The sequence below is a fragment of the Flavobacterium sp. genome, from assembly GCF_034111225.1.
In the GTDB taxonomy this organism is placed as follows: Bacteria; Bacteroidota; Bacteroidia; order Flavobacteriales; family Flavobacteriaceae; genus Flavobacterium.
Genome location: NZ_JAWUXR010000005.1, coordinates 15,132 through 35,510 on the forward strand (window position 1 = coordinate 15,132; position 20,379 = coordinate 35,510).

At 30.9% G+C, this 20,379-nt stretch carries 18 protein-coding genes; 10 read left to right on the top strand and 8 right to left on the bottom strand.

Features of this window, described 5'->3' with window-relative positions; translation table 11 throughout:
- Positions 1-99: 99 nt before the first annotated feature.
- The 6 genes from UXY25_RS01515 to UXY25_RS01540 all read left to right on the top strand — a co-directional run bounded on the left by UXY25_RS01515 (position 100) and on the right by UXY25_RS01540 (position 9,809).
- Entirely contained in the window at positions 100-3,399 is a 3,300-nt protein-coding gene (locus tag UXY25_RS01515; protein WP_320814233.1) for a hypothetical protein, read from the top strand.
- Positions 3,392-3,811, top strand: a complete 420-nt coding sequence (gene ybeY / locus UXY25_RS01520; protein WP_320814234.1) for an rRNA maturation RNase YbeY — start codon at positions 3,392-3,394, stop codon at positions 3,809-3,811. The genes UXY25_RS01515 and ybeY overlap by 8 nt, the downstream gene beginning before the upstream one ends.
- Positions 3,812-3,846: 35 nt before the next feature.
- A complete protein-coding gene (gene mnmG, locus UXY25_RS01525) occupies positions 3,847-5,724 on the top strand; it encodes a tRNA uridine-5-carboxymethylaminomethyl(34) synthesis enzyme MnmG (RefSeq protein ID WP_320814235.1) in 1,878 nt (625 codons plus the stop codon).
- 63 nt (positions 5,725-5,787) lie between these two features.
- Entirely contained in the window at positions 5,788-6,636 is an 849-nt protein-coding gene (locus UXY25_RS01530) for a class I SAM-dependent methyltransferase (RefSeq protein ID WP_320814236.1), read from the top strand.
- A 215-nt stretch (positions 6,637-6,851) separates the two neighbouring features.
- Entirely contained in the window at positions 6,852-7,439 is a 588-nt protein-coding gene (locus tag UXY25_RS01535; RefSeq protein WP_320814237.1) for an OmpH family outer membrane protein, read from the top strand.
- A 90-nt stretch (positions 7,440-7,529) separates the two neighbouring features.
- Positions 7,530-9,809, top strand: a complete 2,280-nt coding sequence (locus UXY25_RS01540) for a helix-turn-helix domain-containing protein (RefSeq protein ID WP_320814238.1) — start codon at positions 7,530-7,532, stop codon at positions 9,807-9,809.
- Here UXY25_RS01540 and UXY25_RS01545 read toward each other — a convergent pair.
- The 3 genes from UXY25_RS01545 to UXY25_RS01555 are packed head-to-tail and all read right to left on the bottom strand — an operon-like array spanning position 9,806 to position 11,804.
- The gene (locus UXY25_RS01545) at positions 9,806-10,264 is read right to left on the bottom strand and encodes a hypothetical protein (RefSeq protein WP_320814239.1); all 459 of its coding nucleotides are present in this window, start codon (positions 10,262-10,264) and stop codon (positions 9,806-9,808) included. The two genes, UXY25_RS01540 and UXY25_RS01545, sit on opposite strands and share 4 nt — an antisense overlap.
- Before the next feature lie 2 nt (positions 10,265-10,266).
- Positions 10,267-10,650 carry a DoxX family protein gene (locus UXY25_RS01550; RefSeq protein ID WP_320814240.1) on the bottom strand — a complete coding sequence of 128 codons (384 nt, stop codon included), beginning with the start codon at positions 10,648-10,650 and terminating at the stop codon, positions 10,267-10,269.
- Positions 10,651-10,652: 2 nt separating this feature from the next.
- Entirely contained in the window at positions 10,653-11,804 is a 1,152-nt protein-coding gene (locus tag UXY25_RS01555; protein WP_320814241.1) for a DNA polymerase III subunit delta', read from the bottom strand.
- 170 nt (positions 11,805-11,974) lie between these two features.
- Between UXY25_RS01555 and UXY25_RS01560 the strand changes: the two genes are divergently transcribed.
- From UXY25_RS01560 to UXY25_RS01575, 4 genes are read left to right on the top strand one after another with little or no spacing between them, the layout of a single operon-like run.
- Entirely contained in the window at positions 11,975-13,165 is a 1,191-nt protein-coding gene (locus UXY25_RS01560) for a phosphoglycerate kinase (protein ID WP_320814242.1), read from the top strand.
- A 54-nt stretch (positions 13,166-13,219) separates the two neighbouring features.
- Positions 13,220-14,728 (top strand): lytic transglycosylase domain-containing protein, encoded by a 1,509-nt coding sequence (locus tag UXY25_RS01565; protein WP_320814243.1) that lies wholly within the window; start codon positions 13,220-13,222, stop codon positions 14,726-14,728.
- Between the two features lie 20 nt (positions 14,729-14,748).
- Positions 14,749-15,735 (top strand): DUF4837 family protein, encoded by a 987-nt coding sequence (locus UXY25_RS01570; RefSeq protein WP_320814244.1) that lies wholly within the window; start codon positions 14,749-14,751, stop codon positions 15,733-15,735.
- Positions 15,736-15,747: 12 nt separating this feature from the next.
- A complete protein-coding gene (locus UXY25_RS01575) occupies positions 15,748-16,191 on the top strand; it encodes a GNAT family N-acetyltransferase (protein WP_320814245.1) in 444 nt (147 codons plus the stop codon).
- Between the two features lie 129 nt (positions 16,192-16,320).
- Here UXY25_RS01575 and UXY25_RS01580 read toward each other — a convergent pair whose 3' ends face one another.
- The 5 genes from UXY25_RS01580 to UXY25_RS01600 all read right to left on the bottom strand — a co-directional run bounded on the left by UXY25_RS01580 (position 16,321) and on the right by UXY25_RS01600 (position 20,340).
- The gene (locus UXY25_RS01580) at positions 16,321-16,719 is read right to left on the bottom strand and encodes a hypothetical protein (protein ID WP_320814246.1); all 399 of its coding nucleotides are present in this window, start codon (positions 16,717-16,719) and stop codon (positions 16,321-16,323) included.
- A gap of 10 nt (positions 16,720-16,729) precedes the next feature.
- The gene (locus tag UXY25_RS01585; RefSeq protein ID WP_320814247.1) at positions 16,730-17,551 is read right to left on the bottom strand and encodes an OmpA family protein; all 822 of its coding nucleotides are present in this window, start codon (positions 17,549-17,551) and stop codon (positions 16,730-16,732) included.
- Between the two features lies 1 nt (position 17,552).
- The gene (locus tag UXY25_RS01590; RefSeq protein WP_320814248.1) at positions 17,553-19,187 is read right to left on the bottom strand and encodes a S41 family peptidase; all 1,635 of its coding nucleotides are present in this window, start codon (positions 19,185-19,187) and stop codon (positions 17,553-17,555) included.
- 64 nt (positions 19,188-19,251) lie between these two features.
- Positions 19,252-19,626, bottom strand: a complete 375-nt coding sequence (gene rnpA, locus UXY25_RS01595) for a ribonuclease P protein component (RefSeq protein ID WP_320814249.1) — start codon at positions 19,624-19,626, stop codon at positions 19,252-19,254.
- 21 nt (positions 19,627-19,647) lie between these two features.
- Positions 19,648-20,340, bottom strand: a complete 693-nt coding sequence (locus tag UXY25_RS01600; protein ID WP_320814250.1) for a hypothetical protein — start codon at positions 20,338-20,340, stop codon at positions 19,648-19,650.
- Between the last annotated feature and the right edge of the window lie 39 nt (positions 20,341-20,379).

Here is a 20,379-nt window from a genome sequence, read left to right on the forward strand (position 1 = left end):
AGATACAATTTGAAGTTAATGTTTTGCTAATCACTATTTACTTTTGACTAATTACTTTTTATATCGTAGCTTTATCAGTTATTAACAGGTTATCGACAATTGGAAGCAAAAAACGAAATTTACAACAAGCTAGAAGACTTTATTAAGAAGTTTTACTATAACGAACTTATAAAAGGAAGCATTCTTTTTCTAGGAATAGGTTTGTTATATTTCATTGCTACGCTTTTAATGGAACATTTTCTTTGGCTTTCTACTTTTGGAAGAAGTTTGCTTTTGGTAATTTTCATCATCTTTCAATTGTTTCTATTTTTCCGATTTATTCTTTTTCCCATCTTTAAATTGATAAAGCTTCAAAAAGGACTTAATTATTTAGAAGCTTCTCAAATCATTGGAACACATTTTACCGAAGTAAAGGACAAACTTTTAAACTTTCTACAATTAGCTAATCAAGATAACCCATCAGAATTATTATTGGCTTCTATAGATCAAAAAGCAAATACATTACAACCTGTTCCTTTTTCTAACGCTATTAATTATGCTAAAAACAAAAAGTTCTTACCTTATTTAATAGCTCCAATAGTTTTAGTTTTCCTTTTCCTTTTTTCTGGAAATCTAAATATTTTATCGAACAGTTTAGATAGAGTTGTTCACTTTACAAAACAATATGAAGCTCCTGCTCCATTTAAATTTGTGGTTGTCAATAAAGAGTTAAATGTAAAACAAAATCAGAATTATACTTTACAAGTTACGACTGTTGGAAATGTGGTTCCAGAAAACATTAGTGTTATAGTCAATGATGCCGCTTTTTTTTTAGAAGAAGTGAAACCGGGTTTGTTTCAATATACTTTTGAAAATGTAAATAAAAACATTTCTTTTTCTTTGGAAGCTAACGATGTAAATTCTCAAGCTTATATTTTAAATGTTGTGGATGTTCCAACCATTCAATCGTTTAAAATGCTTTTGAATTTCCCAAAGTATTTAAATCGCAAGCAAGAAGTTGTTAGTGGTTTAGGAAATGCAATTGTTCCAGAAGGAACTGTTGTAAATTGGCAAATTGAAACGATTGCTACAAATCGCATTGATTTTATTTCTCCAGAAGTAACTTCTTTTACTAAGAACGAAAACATTTTTTCTTTACAACGAAAAATCAATTCTAATTTAAATTACGCCATTATTACTTCAAATGAAAGCATTAAAAATTACGAAAAACTTGAATATCAAATTACAGTAAGTAAAGATCAATTTCCAACAATTACAACGCAATTCGCTCCCGATTCTTTGAAATTGAAAAGTAAAATAATTGTGGGTCAAGTTGCAGATGATTTTGGTTTGACCAAATTGTATGTTGTTTATTACCCTAAAGGAAATGCAACTAAAAATAAAAAAGGAGTTTTGCCTTTAAAAAACGGAACCGTTGACCAATTTATTTATAGTTTCCCAAATGGCTTAACTCTTGAGAAAGGTTTAGAGTATGAATATTATTTTGAAGTGTTTGATAATGACGCAGTTAATGGTTTAAAGAGTTCAAAATCAAGTGTTTATTTACATTATGAGCTTACAAATTCTCAAAAAGAAGATAAATTATTAAAAGACCAACAAGAAAACATTAATAGTCTTGAAAAATCACTCAAAAATCAAGACAAGCAATTCTCAGAATTAGATAAGTTAGAAAAATTAAATAAAGAGAAATCTCAACTTGATTTTAAAGACCAAAAGAAAATAGATCAGTTTTTGGAACGTCAAAAACAACAAGATCAAATGATGAAAGAGTTTACCAAAAACCTTTCTAAAAATTTGGAAGAATTTAAATCTACCGATAAAGAAAAAGAAGAGTTAATTCGTCGTTTAGAAGAAACACAAAAACAATCTGAAAAGAATGAAAAATTGCTGAAGGAATTGGAAGAGCTTTCTAAGAAGTTACAAAAAGACGAACTATTTGAGAAGGCAGATAAGTTAAAACAGAACAGTAAAAGTCAAACTAAAAACTTAGAACAATTGGTTGAACTTACCAAGCGTTTTTACGTAGAAAAGAAAGCAGAACAAATTGCGGATAAATTAAATGACTTAGCAAAAAAAGAAGATAAACTTTCGGAAGAAAAAGAAAAAAACACTTCTGAAAAGCAATCAGAAATTAATAAAGAGTTTAAAGAATTGTATAAAGAACTTGAAGAATTAAACAAACAAAACGATGAACTAAAAAGTCCTTTAGATATTCCAGATACAAAACCTGAAGAAAAATCTATTGAGGAAGATTTGAATAATGCCAAAGAGAAACTTGACAACAAGAATACAGAAGGTGCAAAGCCAAAACAAAAATCAGCTGCAAAAAAAATGGAGCAAATGAGTCAGTCAATGTCTTCTTCTATGCAAGTTGGTGAAATGGAGCAAATGGAAGAAGATGCAAAAGCACTTCGTCAAATCTTAGATAATTTATTAACCTTTTCGTTTGATGAAGAAACCTTAATTACAACTACCAAAGAAACTCAATCTCGTTCTTTACAGTTCAATAGAATCCTAAAAAAACAACAAGAATTAAAGAATCAGTTCAAACACATTGATGATAGTTTGTTCGCTGTCTCTTTACGTAATCCTATGATTAGCGAAATTGTTTTAAATGAAATAGGAGAAATCCATTATAATTTAGATAAAACACTTGAAACATTAGCGGATAATAATGTTTCAAAAGGCGCTTCTCATCAACAATATGTTTTATCTTCTGCAAATAAGTTGGCTGATTTTTTAAGCAATGTTCAAAACCAAATGCAAATGCAAATGTCGGGTCAAGGAAAAGGGAAGCCTAAAAAAGGTAAAGGCCAAGGAATGCAGCTACCAGATATTATAAAAAAACAAGATGGTTTGGGTGAGAAAATGAAAGACGGAATGAAGCCTGGTGACAAAGAAGGTCAGGGAAAAAAACCGGGTGAAAAAGGCAAAGAAGGTGAATCTGGAAAAGGTTCAGAAGAAGGTGAAGGGGAAACTGGCTCGGAAGGTAATGCAGGTAAAGTGCTTCAAATTTTAAAAGAGCAGCAACAACTTCGTGAATCATTACAAAATGAATTAAACAAGCAAGGAATGTCTGGTGTTGGTCAAAGTGCTTTAGATAAAATGAAAGAGATTGAAAAGCAATTGATCAATAAAGGTTTTAAAAACGAAACACTTCAAAAGATGTTGAATTTAAAACATGAATTATTGAAACTTGAGAAAGCTATTCAGCAACAAGGAGAAGATACAAAACGAAAATCTAACTCTAATAAAGACGATTTTAACGGAACCACTACTCCACTTTCTGAGGAGCTAAAAGAATATTTAAATAGTATTGAAATTTTAAATAGACAAAGCATACCTTTGCAGCCAAGTTTTAATAACAAAGTACAACACTATTTTAAGCAAAATGATTAGTTTTAATTACGAAACCGATTTTGAATTAGAGAACGAAGAAGCTTTCGAAAGTTGGATTATTGATATTGTAGATTCTGAAGCATCTGCTGTTGGTGAAATTAGTTATGTTTTTTGTGATGATGAATTTCTGCATAAAATTAACATGGAATATCTAAATCACGATACTTTAACCGATATTATTAGCTTCGATTACACGGTAGGAAATTTAATACAGGGCGATATTTTCATATCAATAGAACGTGTTAAGGATAATGCTGCTGATTTTAATGTTTCTTTTGAAGAAGAATTAAAGAGAGTTATGGCTCACGGTATTTTACATTACTGTGGTTATAAAGATAAGTCAGATGATGACGCTAAATTAATGCGCCAAAAAGAAGAAGAGAAAATTAAGCTGTTCCACGTGGAACAGTAATTCTCAAATATTAATCTAATGTTTCACGTGGAACAATGAGTTTATTTCAAGAAAAATACGATGTAATTGTAGTAGGTGGAGGTCATGCTGGTTCCGAAGCGGCAGCTTCGGCGGCTAATTTAGGCTGCTCTACTCTATTGGTTACAATGAATATACAAAATATCGCGCAAATGTCTTGTAATCCTGCCATGGGTGGTATTGCAAAAGGACAAATTGTGAGAGAGATTGATGCGCTTGGTGGTTATTCTGGAATTGTTTCAGATGCTTCAGCAATTCAATTCAAGATGCTGAATAAATCAAAAGGACCTGCAATGTGGTCTCCAAGAGTGCAAAGTGATCGAATGATGTTTGCGGAAGAATGGAGATTGATGTTGGAGGGAACTCCTAATTTAGACTTTTACCAAGAAATGGTTTCTGGTCTCTTAACTGAAGACGGAAAAATAGTTGGGGTAAAAACTTCACTGGGACAAATTATAAAGGCAAAGACGGTTGTTCTTACAAACGGAACTTTTTTGAACGGCTTAATTCATATTGGTGAAAAACAATTGGGTGGTGGACGTGCTGGAGAAGGAGCTGCATACGGTATAACGGAAGATTTAGTAAATCTTGGTTTTGAATCTGGAAGAATGAAAACAGGAACGCCTCCACGTGTGGATGGTCGCTCTTTAGATTATTCTAAAATGATTGAACAACCGGGTGATGTAATTCCTGAAAAGTTTTCTTATTTAGAAAGTTCAAAAGCTTTGACCGAACAACGTTCTTGTTGGATGACGTATACTTCTCCAGAAGTGCATGATTTATTACGTGAAGGTTTTGATCGTAGTCCAATGTTTAACGGAAGAATAAAAAGTGTCGGCCCAAGATATTGTCCGTCTATTGAGGATAAGATTAATCGTTTTGCAGATAAAGACAGGCATCAACTTTTTGTTGAGCCAGAAGGTTGGAAAACATGTGAAATGTATGTGAACGGATTTTCAACTTCTCTTCCAGAAGAAGTTCAGTTTAAAGCAATGCGTTCAGTCGCTGGTTTTGAAAAAGTAAAATTTTTTAGACCTGGTTATGCAATTGAATACGATTATTTTCCACCTACTCAATTAAAACATACTTTAGAGACTAAGTTAGTTGAAGGTTTGTTTTTTGCAGGACAAATTAATGGAACAACAGGATATGAAGAAGCAGCTTCTCAAGGTTTAATGGCCGGAATAAATGCGGCTTTAAAAGTTCAAGATAAAGAACCGTTTATATTAAAACGTAATGAGGCTTATATAGGTGTTCTCATAGATGATTTAATTACGAAAGGAACAGAAGAGCCTTATCGAATGTTTACTTCTCGTGCAGAATACAGAACATTATTACGCCAAGATAATGCTGATTTCAGATTAACACCAAAAGGTCATGCATTAGGTCTTGCTTCTGACGTGCGTTTAATTCGTATGGAAAAGAAACTATCTCAATCAAATGAGATGGTTAATTTTTTTAGAGAAACAAGTTTAAAACCAGAAGAAGCGAATCCTGTTTTGGAAGAAAAAGGATCTTCTCCAATGGCACAACCCGATAAAATGTTTAAAGTGCTTTCTCGTCCACAAATTGATTTAGAAGATTTCTTAAAGTTTAAAAAAGTGGCGGCTTATGTGTCAGAAAGAGATTTGGACAGAGAAGTAATTGAACAAGCAGAAATACAAGTAAAATATTCTGGTTATATTGAAAAAGAAAAAAACCACGCAGATAAATTGAATCGTTTAGAAGATGCAATTATTCCTGATAATTTCGATTTCGATAAAATTAAATCAATTTCAATTGAAGCAAAGCAAAAGCTAAATAAAATTAGACCTAAAACAATTGCACAAGCTTCAAGAATAAGCGGGGTTTCTCCAAGTGACATTTCGGTACTATTAATTTATATGGGTAGATAATGTTTCACGTGAAACAATTTCGTTAAGCACTACTCTACTTATACTTTTTAAAAATAGTTAACAGTGAATTTTACAAATAGTAATACATATATAAAAGTTTCAGATCATTCGGTTTCAAAAGAACCGTTTGATTTGCTTTTTAATGAGGAATACCAATTGTTAAAAACAAACCCTCAGCCTAGTTTAGAAAAACTTCCTTCTTATTACGAAAGTGAAGATTATATTTCACACACAGATGCTAAAAGAACGCTGTTTGAAAAAGCATATCATTTCGTAAAAAGCAACGCTTTAAAAAATAAAGTAAATTTAATTTCTAAATTGATTCCGCAAAAAGGAACTGTTTTAGACATTGGTTCTGGAACAGGAGATTTTTTAATCACAGCTAAAAATAACGGCTGGGAAATAAAAGGTTTAGAACCAAATCCAAAAGCTAAACAAATTGCAGTTTCAAAAGGAGTTGTTTTTGTAGATGCTTTAGAGAATATTGCTGATGATTCAATTGACGTAATTACAATGTGGCACGTTCTGGAACATGTGCCTAATTTAGAAGAACAGTTTACGCAATTGAAACGAATACTAAAACCAAATGGATATATTCTTATCGCAGTTCCAAACTATAAATCTTTCGACGCAAAGCATTATAAAGAATTTTGGGCAGCTTATGATGTGCCAAGACATTTATGGCATTTTTCAAAAACTGCGATTCAAAAGTTAGCATCAAATTATGGTTTAGAATTAAAAAACACAAAACCAATGTGGTTTGATAGTTTTTATGTGAGCTTACTTTCTGAAAAATACAAAACTGGCAAAATGAATTTTATCAAAGGGTTTTTAATCGGTTTTGCTTCAAATGTTGTTGGAATTTTCAAAAAAGAGTTTTCTTCGCACATTTATATCATAAAAAACGAGTAAAAATTATTTTAAGGCCGTTTTTTGGAACTTATTACAAACAATCTTTATGAAATATTGTCAATTTTTAGAAAGTTCTTTAAAACCACCTTTATTTAATTCAATTTTAATAGTTAAAAACAATCAAAAAATATTTTATCAATAAATTTTATCTATATGTGTAATTTTATTGAAAACTTTATAACTAATTACTATTTTTACCAAAATTTAAATTAAAAATGAAAAGAGCCTTATTGATTTTAGGAATTGCATTTGCAATGATTTCTTGTAACAAGAACGAACAAAAAACAGAAAACTTTAAAACAGCATATATTGATACTGCCGAATTATTGAAAGAGTATGAAAAGTTTAAAGTAGAAGACGAAAAATTCAAAGTAAAATCTGAAGAAATGAGTCGTCCTTTAGAATCTAAATTCAGAGCTTTTGAAAATGAAGCTAAAGGTTTTCAAACAAACGCCAGAGTTAAAGGTCAAGCTTGGGCTCAACAAAAAGGAGCTGAATTACAACAAAGAGAGCAGCAATTAGGCATTGAGCAAAATGCTTTAATCCAACAATTACAATTAGAAGGTGCTCAATTAAGAGACTCTATTATTAAAGAAGTAAGAGAATACATTAAAGATTACGGTAAAAAAGAAGGTTACGATTATATTTATGGTACAGGTGATGCTGCAACTGTTTTATATTCAAAGGATTCTTATAACATTACTAAAGAAGTTTTAGAGAAATTAAATAAAGATTATTCTTCTAAATCAGGTAATGAGTCTAAGAAAGCTGAAGCTACTAAAGAAGAAGAAGAGAAAAAATAATTTTCTTTTATAACATATAAAAATCCAGCTTTTTGCTGGATTTTTTTTTGAAACCAATTCTCTATATTTGCAGAGTAAACTATACGCCTTATGGAATTTTTATCTGCCGAAGCTAATTATACACTACGATTTATTAATCAAACCAATAAATCTATCTTTTTAACAGGTAAAGCCGGTACCGGAAAAACCACTTTACTTAAAGAAATTATTGCAACAACACACAAAAATACTGTAGTTGTTGCTCCTACAGGTATTGCCGCACTTAATGCTGGTGGTGTTACCATTCATTCTATGTTTCAGCTTCCTTTTGCTGCTTTTATTCCTGACAATAAACAAGTTGCACAGTTTTCTGGTGTTATAAAATTCGAAAATAGAGATACATTGGGTCGTCATTTTAAAATGAACGCTACCAAAAGATCCATTATTCGAAACATGGAACTGCTTATTATTGATGAAGTTTCAATGCTTCGAGCAGATGTTTTAGATGCAATTGATTTCATGTTGAAGAAAGTACGACGAAACGAACGTGCTTTTGGCGGCGTTCAAGTTTTATTTATAGGAGATTTACTACAATTACCACCTGTTGTTAAAAATGAAGAATGGCAAATGTTGCGTAATTATTACAACGGAATGTTCTTTTTTCATTCGCATATTGTTCAGCAATATCCGCCATTGTATATTGAATTAGATAAAATTTTTCGTCAAACAGATACTGAATTTATTGATGTATTAAATAATTTACGTCATAATAAAATTACGACTTCAGATATTGCAATACTAAATCAATTTGTACAGCCTAATTTCGATTTAAAAAAGAACAAAGGGTATATTACGCTAACCACTCACAATGCAAAAGCAGATGCAATAAATGCCCAATCATTAGAAGATTTAAAAGAAAAGAAATTCACCTATTTACCAGAAGTTGTGGGCGATTTCCCCGATAAAATTTTTCCGCTCGATGAAAAATTGCATTTAAAAGTCGGCGCTCAGGTTATGTTTGTCAAAAACGATCTTAATTTTGATAAGCAGTTTTACAACGGAAAAATGGGTGTAATTAAATCGCTTTCGAGCAACGAAATTAGGGTTCATTTTCCAGAAGAAAAGAAAACCATTGAGGTTGAACGTTACGAATGGCAAAACATCAAATACAAACTTAACGAGAATACCAAAGAAGTTGAAGAAGAAGTGGTGGGAACTTTTGTGCACTACCCTATTAAATTGGCTTGGGCAATTACGGTTCATAAAAGTCAAGGTTTAACCTTTGACAAAGCTGCGCTTGATGTTTCGCAGGTTTTCGCGCCCGGACAAGCATATGTTGCTCTTTCTCGTTTACGTTCCTTAAAAGGGCTTATTTTATTATCTCCGTTGAACATGAACGGTGTTTCTAGCGATGAAGATGTGTTGAGTTATGCTGAAAACAAAGCTTCTGAAGACATTCTACAAGATGCATTGGTACAAGAAACCAATACGTTCTTGCTTCACACCTTGCTTAAAACGTTCGATTTCAAAGAGTTAATACAAGAATGGCGCAACCATCAATTCAGTTTTAAGGCGGAAGCCGAAAAATCGCCAAAATCAAAGCACCTCAATTGGGCCAAACAGCAATATGAAACGATTTCAAAAATAGAAGCGCCTTCGAGTAAATTTATGTCGCAATTGCATAAAATTTTTCATGAAAAAGAATTGAATGCTCCTTTTTTGCAAGAACGATGTGAAGCCGCATATGACTATTTTTTCAAAACCTTAGATCAAGTTGCCGAAGAATTATTGTTAAAGATTGAAGAAATAAAACGCACCAAAAAAGTAAAAGCGTTTTACGACGAATTAATGGTTTTAGAAGAAATGCAAATCAAAGCCATTTTACAATTGAAAAAGGCCAGATTACTGACACAAATCATCACGGAAGGAAAAGAAATTTCGAAGAAGAATCTGGTTTCAGATGAAATGAATGTCTATAAAATTAATAAATTGGTTGCTGTTGCCGAACGCTTTAGAACCGAACATGCCACTTTAATGGAAGATGACGACGATGATGTTTCGTATTATGAAGATCCAAAAAAGAAAAAGAAAAAAGAACCCAAAAAAGCAACTATTGAAATTACGTTAGAACTTTGGATGCAAGGGAATTCTATTTATGACATTGCGAAACAACGAAAATTAACGCCATCTACAATTTTTAGTCATTTTACTAAACTAATTCAAATGGAAACAGTTGAATTATCCGACATTTTACCAGAAGATAAAATCCTAGCTCTAGCAGCTGCTTTTAAAGATTTTAATGGCGAAAGTTTAGGCGAATTAAAAGAAAAACACGGCGATGCATTTTCTTGGGACGAACTTCGTTTGTTTAAAGCGAGTTTGGGGAGTTAAGGTTTAATAAAATATTCATCAAACCATTTAGTAATTACTCCAAATTCATTTATCAGGAAATAGTAAATACGTTTCTCCTTTTTGCTGTTATCAATAATTGTTACAATATTTTTATCATAAAAACACGTAGCAAATGAGACGTAAACAAATGATTTGTTTTTTTTCCACTTTTTTAAAATATCGAAAGTATTAGAATCAATATTTTTAATCTCATTTATACCACAATTATGAATACTAGCAGCTGTATCGTTTAATTTAAAATTAAGTTCGCTTAATGCGTTTTTACTCCATAAAGAGTAATTATTTTCTTTTAATTTTTTTAAAATTAAAACTTTACCATCATGTTTTTCTAATTTTAAAATAGAATCTTTATAAAAGTCAAAAACAATTTGTTCGTGACAAGTTTTGTTTTGTCCAAATAAGGAAAAAGAAAGAATTAAAAGTAATATCTTCATTATTAACTCAACATATAAACTGCTAAAACAGCAGGTACAAAGTAAATTACAATAGTACGTGCACCATCGTAATCTTTCGCAATACGTTGTCCAAATAATAAAAAGATAAGTGTTAAACACGATAAGTTAGCACCATAAAGCGCCATAACTGTAGAGTCTTTAGTTACTAAATTTATAATTCCAGAAATACACAATACACCAGAAAGTATTTCTAAAACTAAAATAATTAATAGCGACATAGGCACTTGGTTGGCAAAAATAGTTCCTGCAAAATGTTCTTTAAGCCAAGAAATATTTCCTTTCCAGTCTTTTATTTTATCATATCCAGATTGTAAAAAAGTTACGGAAAGTAACAACAAAATTAAAATTGAAGCTGCGTGTGTCATAATTATTGTTTTTTGTGAATTAATCGGGTTAGTTTTATCGATAAATCGGTTAAAATAATTTTACTATTTCCATTTCTTTCAATATGGTAAATAGCGGTTTCAAGTTCTTTAAAGATATCATTTATATTGCTTCCATCTACAAAAGGAGCAAATTTTTCTAAATCAAAATTGGAAACGGTTGGTTCAAAAAACACCAACTCTTTCGCTTGGTAATTCGCCATTAAAGCTTGTCTGAAAAAGTAAATGCAATAATTTAAAAACTGTTTTTGCACTTCTCTACCTAGACCTGATATTTTTTCGCTCCATTTTATTAAATCTAAAATAGCAGCTGCATTTCCTTTGGCTTTAAACGCACTTCGTATCCATTCAATAAACCATTCTTCAAACGGGTATTCGTCGGCATCTTTTTTTAAGATGTGCAATGCTTTATTATAATTCCCTTCGCTTTGGTGTGCGATTTTCAACGCTAAATTTTGGTCGCAGTTTTCACGTGAAACTAAATTTTCAGCAATAACACTTTCACTTATTCCTATAAAATCTAATACTTGGCAACGCGAAATAATGGTTTGCAATAAATCGTCTAAATGTTCGGTAATTAAAATGAAAACCGTTTTGTTTGGCGGTTCTTCTAATAATTTCAGCAACTTGTTTGAAGCGGCAGTATTCATTTTATCAGCCATCCAAATGATCATTACTTTGTAACCGCCTTCGTATGCTTTTAAAGAAAGTGCTTTGTTAATTTCACTTGCTTCATCTACTCCTATTTGACCTTGCTTTTTTTCGACTCCAATTTTCTTGTACCAATCAAATAAACTTCCGTACGGATTTTCATGTAAAAACTCTCTCCAAGGTGTTAAGAAATAAGCACTAACCGGATGTTTTTTTACATCTTCATTAGTTGCAACTGGAAAAACAAAATGCAAATCAGGATGTGAAAAATGTTCGAACTTTATATTACAAGTTTCGTTTCCATTGGTGTTTTCAAGATCAATGTTTCCGCACAAAATATATTGCGCATAAGCAATTGCCATCGATAACGTTCCGCTACCTTCCGGACCTACAAAGAGTTGCGCATGCGGAATTCGTCCAGCAGTTGCACTTTTTGTCAAATGATTTTTTATATGGTCTTGTCCTAGAATGTCTTTAAAAAGCATAGCACAAACCTAATTGAAATAATTATTTTTCACTTCATAAAAGTAAAAAAATATTAATTTAAATAGAAACACATTCGGTAACTTCTGCAGAAAAAGAATTATAACATAATTTTATACCAATTTAAAACTCAAAATTTTATATTTGTCTACTTCAAAACGAAAATCAAATTATGAAAACACTAAACGATTTTAATTTTAATAATAAAAAAGCAATAATTAGAGTAGATTTTAATGTGCCTTTAGACGAAAATTTTAAGGTAACAGATAATACTAGAATTGAAGCGGCTAAGCCAACTATTGATAAAATTATTAACGAAGGCGGAAGTGTTATTTTAATGAGTCACCTGGGAAGACCAAAAGGTGTTGAAGGCAACTATTCGTTAAAGCACATTCTTGCAGAAACTGAAAAAGTTTTAGGAAGAAATGTAAAATTTGCAAATGATTGTATTGGAAATGAAGCGGTTGAATTAGCTGCAAATTTAAAAGCAGGTGAAATTTTATTGCTTGAAAACTTACGTTTCTATGCAGAAGAAGAAAAAGGAGATGTAGCATTTGCACAAAAATTAGCTAATTTAGGTGATATTTATGTAAACGATGCATTTGGAACAGCACATAGAGCGCATGCTTCAACAACCATTATTGCTCAGTTTTTTACAGGCAAAAAATGTTTTGGAAATTTATTAGCGAAGGAAATCTTAAGCATTGAAAAAGTACTTAAAGATTCTGAAAAACCAGTAACAGCAATTCTAGGAGGTTCTAAAGTATCTTCAAAAATCACGGTAATTGAAAACATATTAGACAAAGTAAACCACATGATTATTGGAGGTGGAATGACGTTTACGTTCATCAAAGCTTTAGGTGGAAAAATTGGAAATTCTATTTGTGAAGACGATAAATTAGAATTAGCAATTGAAATTCTTAAAAAAGCGAAAGAAAAAGGAGTTCAAATTCATTTACCAGTTGATGTTGTTGCTGCAGATGCTTTTTCAAACGATGCAAATACACAAATTGTCGATGTAAAACAAATTCCTGACGGTTGGCAAGGATTAGATTCTGGACCAAAATCGTTAGAAATCATAAAACGCATCATTTTAGATTCAAAAACAATTCTTTGGAACGGTCCATTAGGTGTTTTTGAAATGGAATCTTTTGCAAACGGAACAATCTCTTTAGGAGATTATATTGCTGAATCTACTCAAAACGGAGCTTTCTCGCTTGTAGGTGGAGGCGACAGCGTTGCAGCGGTTAAACAATTTGGTTTTGAATCAAAAATGAGTTACGTTTCAACTGGTGGTGGAGCTATGTTGGAAATGTTAGAAGGAAAAACTTTGCCTGGAATAGCGGCAATTTTAAATGATTAAATACTAAAAAAAGTATTCTGTTATGTTTAATGCCCCAAACCTAAAAAGAATAAAATGAAAAAAATTAAAATAGTTACGCTAACACTTTTACTTACTTTTATGGGTTTTGCCCAAGAAAGTGCACAAAGTGAAGTTTCTCTAGAATTACCCAAAGTATCTTATATAGATTCTCTAAAAGCAACTTTTATCAACCACAGCACAAGCAATTGTATTGATGAACGTTGGTTAGAAGAACTTTCAAATGACGATTTATACGAAACAATGTTTTCTGACATTAATGATGTAGATATTGATTTGGCTGTAGATTATGAATTATCAACAGATTTATTGAAGAAAAGACTGAAAAAACTTGACGCTAAAACACCTTTTGTTATCGATTATAATCCAGCATTAGAAAATGTAATTAAATCGTATTTAAAAAACAGAAAAGGAAGTTTTGAACGTTTAATGGCAATTTCAGAATATTATTTTCCAATGTTTGAAGAGCATTTGTCAAAATACGATGTTCCATTAGAAATTAAATATTTAGCCATTGTAGAATCGGCATTGAACCCAAAAGCAAAATCAAGAGTTGGAGCTTCAGGTTTATGGCAATTTATGTATCCTACAGGAAAACAATTTAATCTTGAGGTTACTTCTTATGTAGATGAGCGCTTCGATCCTTTACAAGCTACAGATGCAGCGTGTCAATATTTGTCAAGTTTGTATCAAATTTTTGGCGACTGGAGTTTGGTTTTAGCGTCTTATAATGCAGGACCAGGAAATGTTTCTAAAGCTATTCGTCGTTCGGGCGGAAGCCAAAACTATTGGAACATTAGAAGAAATCTTCCACGTGAAACAGCCAATTACGTTCCAGCATTTTTAGCAACACTTTACATTTACGAATTTCAAAAAGAACACGGTTTACAACCTAAAAAAGCACCTGTAACTTATTTTGAAACCGATACAATAAGAGTAAAAAAGCAACTTAATTTCCAACAAGTTTCTGATTTGTTAGATATTTCAGTAGAACAAATTAAATTTTTAAACCCTATTTATAAGTTAGATATTATTCCATATAACGAAGATAAACCACGTTTTTTAAGGCTTCCAAAAAATAAATTAGGCGTTTTTGTTTCTAATGAAGAGAAAATTTATGCATATGTAGATTATATCGACGCAAAGAAAGAACAACCTAGTTATGTTACTGCATCAAGAACATCTTCTAGTAGTTCAAATGATTCTAACACTAGTGTTCAATATCATAAAATAAGACGTGGTGAAAGCCTTGGACTTATTGCAGATAAATACAATGTTTCAATTAGTTCATTGAGAAAATGGAACCACATAAGAGGAAATAACATTCAAGCAGGAAAAAATTTAAAAATTTATTCTTCAACAAAAGCTACAAGTTCTTCATCAAGAAACACTAGTAATAGTGGGGCTTATACAGTTAAATCGGGAGACTCACTTTATACAATTGCTAAAAAATTTCCAGGTGTTTCTGCAGACAACTTAAAAGAATGGAACGATATTAGTGGTAATAGTATTCGACCAGGAATGAAATTAAAAATTAAAGGTTAAAAAACAATAAATATCTCCATATGAAAAAGATTTTATTATTAATTGTAAGTGTTGTGTTTTTTGGTTCTTGTAAAGAATCAGATGCAGATAAAAATGCGATTTTACCAGAATCAAACGCAAAAATTAATAACGTTTCTATTATTGTAGATGAAAGCTTATGGGCTGGAGAATTAGGCGATACCATTCGTAAAAAATTTGCAGCACCAGTTGATGGTTTACCTCAAGAAGAACCATTATTCACATTGAACCAATATCCTTCTAAAATTTTTGAAGGTTTTGTAAGAAAGAGCAGAAACATAGTAATTGTACAAAAATCTGATAAAACAGGATACAGCCATCAAGTAAATCAATTTGCAAAACCACAACAAGTATTTTATGTTTTTGGGAAAAGCAATGAAGATATTTTAAAAATTTTAGAACAAAAATCAGCTGAAATAATTTCAAAAATTAAAGCGGGAGACATTATTGAAAACCAAATTCGATTAAAGAAATCGATAGTTAGCGATAAGAAAGTTCGTAATAAATTTGGTGTTGGGCTAACTCTTGGTTATGGTTATAAATACGATATGATTGAAGAAAATTTTCTTTGGATAAGAAAACAATTCAATAATGGAGCTAGTTATAACAGTATTTTGGTTTATGAAGTTCCATTTGAAACTATTGAAAAAGACAATAACATTGTAAATAACATTGTCCAAATGCGCGATTCTATTGGAAAAGAATTCATCCACGGAGTATTGCCAAATACATGGATGATTACAGAACCGGCATATGCACCCTATTTGTTTGAAACGACAGTTGCAGGAAAAAAAGCATATTTAACAAAAGGAACTTGGGATTTGAAAAATGATTTCATGGCCGGACCATTTGTTAACTACGCAATAAAAGACGAAAAGAATAACCGTTATTTAATTCTAGAAGGCTTTACCTTTCACCCTTCAAAATCGAAAAGAGATTTAGTATTTGAATTGGAAGCAATCATACAATCGGTTAAGTTTTTAAAATAATTTAATTTCAATATGCTTCAATTTAAAATAAAGCGATTTAACAAACTTTCTACACAAGAGCTATATGAATTACTTCAGTTGCGCTCTGAGGTGTTTGTAGTAGAGCAAGATTGCGTATATCAAGATGTTGATGGTAAAGATCAGAAAGCTTTACATGTTTTAGGGTATTACCAAGATAACTTGGCAGCTTACACACGTATTTTTAACAAAGGCTATTATTTTGACGAAGCTTCTATAGGAAGAGTTGTAGTAAGTGGAAAATACCGTGATTTAAAATTTGGACACGATTTAATGCGTGTTTCAATTGAAGCCGTTAAAGAACACTATAATGAAACAGCAATCACCATTTCGGCACAAGAATATTTAAAGAAGTTTTATGAAAGCCATGGTTTTGTACAAACCAGCGAAATGTATTTAGAAGACGATATTCCGCATATTCAAATGAAGAGGAATTAAGGTTTTTTGGCTTGAATTCAAGACAATGGATGTGTAATTAGAACTCTTTATTAAGTTTTTAGAGTCTCGAGTACAAAGTGCGAACTTGGGGTATAAATTGAGGCTAAACTCTGTTGCAAGTAGTTATTTTTATCTTTTTCTATTTTTCAATTCTATATATTTTTCTCTGTTGAATTGATTATAATCTTCAATTTCTATATTCCCATTTTTTAAATAAAAATAAATTGAGTCAGAATTTTTTGATTTTGAAATAGAATCTCCAACTGTTATTTTTGTATATAGTTCATTTGATATAATTACTTTAAAATAATTTTTTAAAAACACATATCGAGATGCTCTTGGGTAATTCCCATCTTTTTTCTTTTCAATAACAAGACCTGTAATTTCTTTATTTCGTATTCTTTCGTATTCTTTTTTTACAATATTAATATCATTGTTTTGATGATTAACATAAAGAAAAGCAAAGACTAGTAATGGAAGTGTTATGATAAAAAAGATTTTATAAATTATATTACTTGTTTCTTTCAATTCTATTTTCTTAAATCTTAGTAATCACAAGCTCTACTCTACGGTCTAATAAAGGTCCTTTTCCAAGCGGCTGCACATTTCCATAGCCTTTATAAGTCATTCTTTTTTTGCTGATTTTTCTAAAACCTAAATAGGTATAAACCGAAAGCGCCCTGTTAGTAGATAGTTCTCTTTTTCTTGTTTCTCTATCTATTGCTTCTTTATGATATGTAGGCGTACAACACACATGTCCTTGAACTTCAAACTCAATGTTTTTATAACGGTACAGTAATTTAGCAACGCGTTCTAATTCTTTTTTAGCTTTATAAGTAAGTTTGCTGCTTCCTCTTTCAAATAATAACTTGTCTAAGTAAATTCTATCACCTACTACTGGGTTTTTAGGAACAGTACTGTAAACACCAGGAATTTTTAAATCTTCAATAATAACAGCTTTGTAGTTTACCACAACATCAACTCTTCTGTTTTTTGAACGGGCTTCAGGGATGTTGGTTTCTAAATCGTCGTCAATTAAAATTTTCCCTTTTCCTTCAAGGGTAATAATAATTTTACTTTTTATGCCTTTGCTTACTAATTTATCTTTAACTGTATTGGCTCTTTTTGTTGATAAATCAAAATTATAAGCGTCTTTTCCTCTGTCATCACAATATCCAAAAATTTCAATGGTTTCAACATTTGAAGTGTCAATTTTTTGGACAAACTTGATAACAGCATCCGCTTGTTCGTTTTTTAAATTGTATTTGTCAAATTGAAAATATATTGAGTGTACTTCTTCTTCTTGTGCAAATGCACCAAAGAAAAATAGACTAAATAATAGGGCTAAAATTCTATGCATGTTATTTTTTTAATATTTTTTTATATTCTAATTCGTTATTTAAAATGTTTTTTGCTTTATTAATTTCGGTGTTGTTTTGTGTGTAATTTAAGTACAAACCATCACGGTATTGAAAACGAATAATCAGCTCATCGTAAAGTAATTTAATAATTTCTTTTTTATGGGCAATAATTTCTTCGTTCATGCTTTTTTCTATTGCAGCCTGTAAAAGAGCGTATTCTTTACTTATTCCACTTTCTATTTTCTCTTTTATAGCTGTTTCTAACACCTTTTTCAAAGCCAAACTGGTTTCTGTAGCGAAATTATATTTGTCTTGTTTTAAAAACTGTTTAAATGCATTAAAATCGTTTTCGCTAATGCTATTTGGTAATCCAGTATTTGAATAATTATAATATAATTGGGTTGCAAAGTCAAAAACAGCATCGTTTTTAATCAAATCTTCTGTTATGGCACTAAGTTTTGTTTCTTCAATAATAACATCAGGTAAAATTCCTCCTCCATCGTAAACCGTTCTTCCGCCTTTGGTTTTAAACTCATTAAAATCGCCTTGCTTGATTTTTATAGCTTTTCCGTTGGCATCTTTTCTAGTATAATCTAACGCTTGAATGCATCTGCCAGAAGGAGTAAAATACCTTGAAATAGTTACTTTTACTTGCGTTCCGTATGAAAGATTTAGTGGTCGTTGCACTAATCCTTTTCCAAAGCTTCTATTTCCTACTACAACTGCTCTGTCTAGATCTTGCAAAGCGCCAGCAACAATTTCAGAAGCAGAAGCACTTTTTCCATCTACTAAAATAGTTAACGGAATTTCTAAATCTACAGGTTCGTAGTTGGTTTTATAAGTGTTATTGTGTTTTACGTTTTTAGACTTTGTAGTAACAATAACTTCATTTTTAGGCACAAAAAGGTTGCAAATGTTTACAGCTTCGTGTAACAATCCGCCCGGATTTGCTCTTAAATCTAAAATAATTTTAGTTGCTCCTTTACTTTTTAAATCTAAAAGAGCTGCTTTGGTTTCTTTACTAGCAGTTTCGGTAAACTTACTTAAAACAATATAACCCGTTGAGTTGTCAATTAATGAAAAATAAGGAACTGCTTTAATATCAACTTCATCTAAAATAATCGCAATCGCTTGTTTTTTATTTTGACGAATAATTTCTAAATTTACTTTTGTGTTTTTTGCTCCTCTTAAAAGTTGTGAAGCGTCTTCTTTATAATCTTTAAGGTTAATGTCGCCAATTTGTACAATTTCATCACCTGCTTTTAAGCCCGCTTTATCTGCCGGGAAACCTTTGTAAATTTCTTTTATAAAAACGCGACCTTCTTTTCGGTTAACCATTGCGCCAATTCCTGTGTATTCTCCCGTGGTGTTTATTTTAAACTTTAAAACATCTTGTTCATTAAAAAAAACAGTGTAAGGATCAAGCTCAATCAACATGTTTTTAATGGCATTATCCATTAATTCACCCGGATTGGTTTCGTCTACATAGTTTTGATTTACGGTTTTAAACAAATTGGTAAAAATTTCAATTTGTTTAGCAATTTCAAAAAAGTCGTTTCTAAAACTTACCCCTACAAATAGAAATGTTAAGGCAAAAATGGGAATCAATATTTTTTTATGAAGAATAGATTTCATTTCTTTTGGATAAGTTTAGTTCACGAATTTAATTATAAAACGTCAAAAATTAAACCAAAAATGATTATTCTTTTATTTTTTTAGTAAATTTTTCAAAAAGCTGAATGCTTTTCTCATTAATTTCTTGATACGAAAGCACTTCTTTTGATTGATAGAAAAACATAAAAGCCATTGGTTTATCTACACATTCCGAAATAATATTTTTGTTTAATCGATAACATTCTCTAAGCACTCTTTTTAAGCGATTTCTATCGACTGCATTTTTGAAATATTTTTTAGAAACGGAAACACCAAACTTTACAAGTTCTTCATTTTCTAATGAATTTTCAACATATACTAAACGCAATGGATATTTAGAAACAGATTGCCCTTCAGAAAAAAGAAGTTCAATCGATTTTTTGCTTTTTAATTTTTCGTTTTTAGGATAAGTATATGCCATAGGGCAAAGATATAGTAAAGTTTAACTTATCGAAACCTCATTTTCTCTTTCTTCGTCAGAAATCATGAATTTATAAAAAGTAAAATTTGAAATTCCAAACAGAATAATGGTTAGTGTTCTTAATTCTAGAGCTTCTAAATAATATTGATGCAAGAAGAATATTCCTATTTGAATAACAAATAAAATAGATGAAATTAACAACCAAAAATTTTTGTTTTCATCTTCAAAAAGGTAGTTGTAAAGAGCAATGCCACCTATAAATGAAGTTAACAGCCCATTTAATATCCAAAGATAAATTTCGGCATTTAAAAATTCGTTTATTAGTAAAATAAAATAAGAATATATGAACAAAAACGGGATTGATGCTAATGATAATGCAAACCAATTTTTATTTTTAACACTTTTATAAACGAGTAAGAAGATTAAAAACCTGTATATAAGTGAAACAATAGAGCCGTATAACGATCGTTCGGGCGTGCTTTCTAAAAACATGATATAAGCAAAAAAGAATAAAACTAGAGCGCTTAAATAAATAATGTTTTTCGTGTGTGAATGAAGCCAGTAAATAAATATTAATAGGGGTATTCTTGAACCTCCAACTATACGGTTTAATATAGGGTGTTCAGCAAAGTCGAAAATAGAAAATACTACAATTACTATGAAGTAAATAATAGTAAGAATTAAAACAGAGTTAGGGCTGTTTAATGTTTTCATTTATACTTGGTTAGCAGCAAAAATATTGTTCAAAAATAA

Coding starts and splice junctions, on each gene's coding strand:
- ybeY (WP_320814234.1), top strand. CDS start 3,392: ATGATTAGTTTTAATTACGAAACCGATTTTGAATTAGAGAACGAAGAA.
- mnmG (WP_320814235.1), top strand. CDS start 3,847: ATGAGTTTATTTCAAGAAAAATACGATGTAATTGTAGTAGGTGGAGGT.
- UXY25_RS01535 (WP_320814237.1), top strand. CDS start 6,852: ATGAAAAGAGCCTTATTGATTTTAGGAATTGCATTTGCAATGATTTCT.
- UXY25_RS01540 (WP_320814238.1), top strand. CDS start 7,530: ATGGAATTTTTATCTGCCGAAGCTAATTATACACTACGATTTATTAAT.
- UXY25_RS01545 (WP_320814239.1), bottom strand. CDS start 10,264: ATGAAGATATTACTTTTAATTCTTTCTTTTTCCTTATTTGGACAAAAC.
- UXY25_RS01550 (WP_320814240.1), bottom strand. CDS start 10,650: ATGACACACGCAGCTTCAATTTTAATTTTGTTGTTACTTTCCGTAACT.
- UXY25_RS01555 (WP_320814241.1), bottom strand. CDS start 11,804: ATGCTTTTTAAAGACATTCTAGGACAAGACCATATAAAAAATCATTTG.
- UXY25_RS01560 (WP_320814242.1), top strand. CDS start 11,975: ATGAAAACACTAAACGATTTTAATTTTAATAATAAAAAAGCAATAATT.
- UXY25_RS01565 (WP_320814243.1), top strand. CDS start 13,220: ATGAAAAAAATTAAAATAGTTACGCTAACACTTTTACTTACTTTTATG.
- UXY25_RS01570 (WP_320814244.1), top strand. CDS start 14,749: ATGAAAAAGATTTTATTATTAATTGTAAGTGTTGTGTTTTTTGGTTCT.
- UXY25_RS01575 (WP_320814245.1), top strand. CDS start 15,748: ATGCTTCAATTTAAAATAAAGCGATTTAACAAACTTTCTACACAAGAG.
- UXY25_RS01585 (WP_320814247.1), bottom strand. CDS start 17,551: ATGCATAGAATTTTAGCCCTATTATTTAGTCTATTTTTCTTTGGTGCA.
- UXY25_RS01590 (WP_320814248.1), bottom strand. CDS start 19,187: ATGAAATCTATTCTTCATAAAAAAATATTGATTCCCATTTTTGCCTTA.
- rnpA (WP_320814249.1), bottom strand. CDS start 19,626: ATGGCATATACTTATCCTAAAAACGAAAAATTAAAAAGCAAAAAATCG.
- UXY25_RS01600 (WP_320814250.1), bottom strand. CDS start 20,340: ATGAAAACATTAAACAGCCCTAACTCTGTTTTAATTCTTACTATTATT.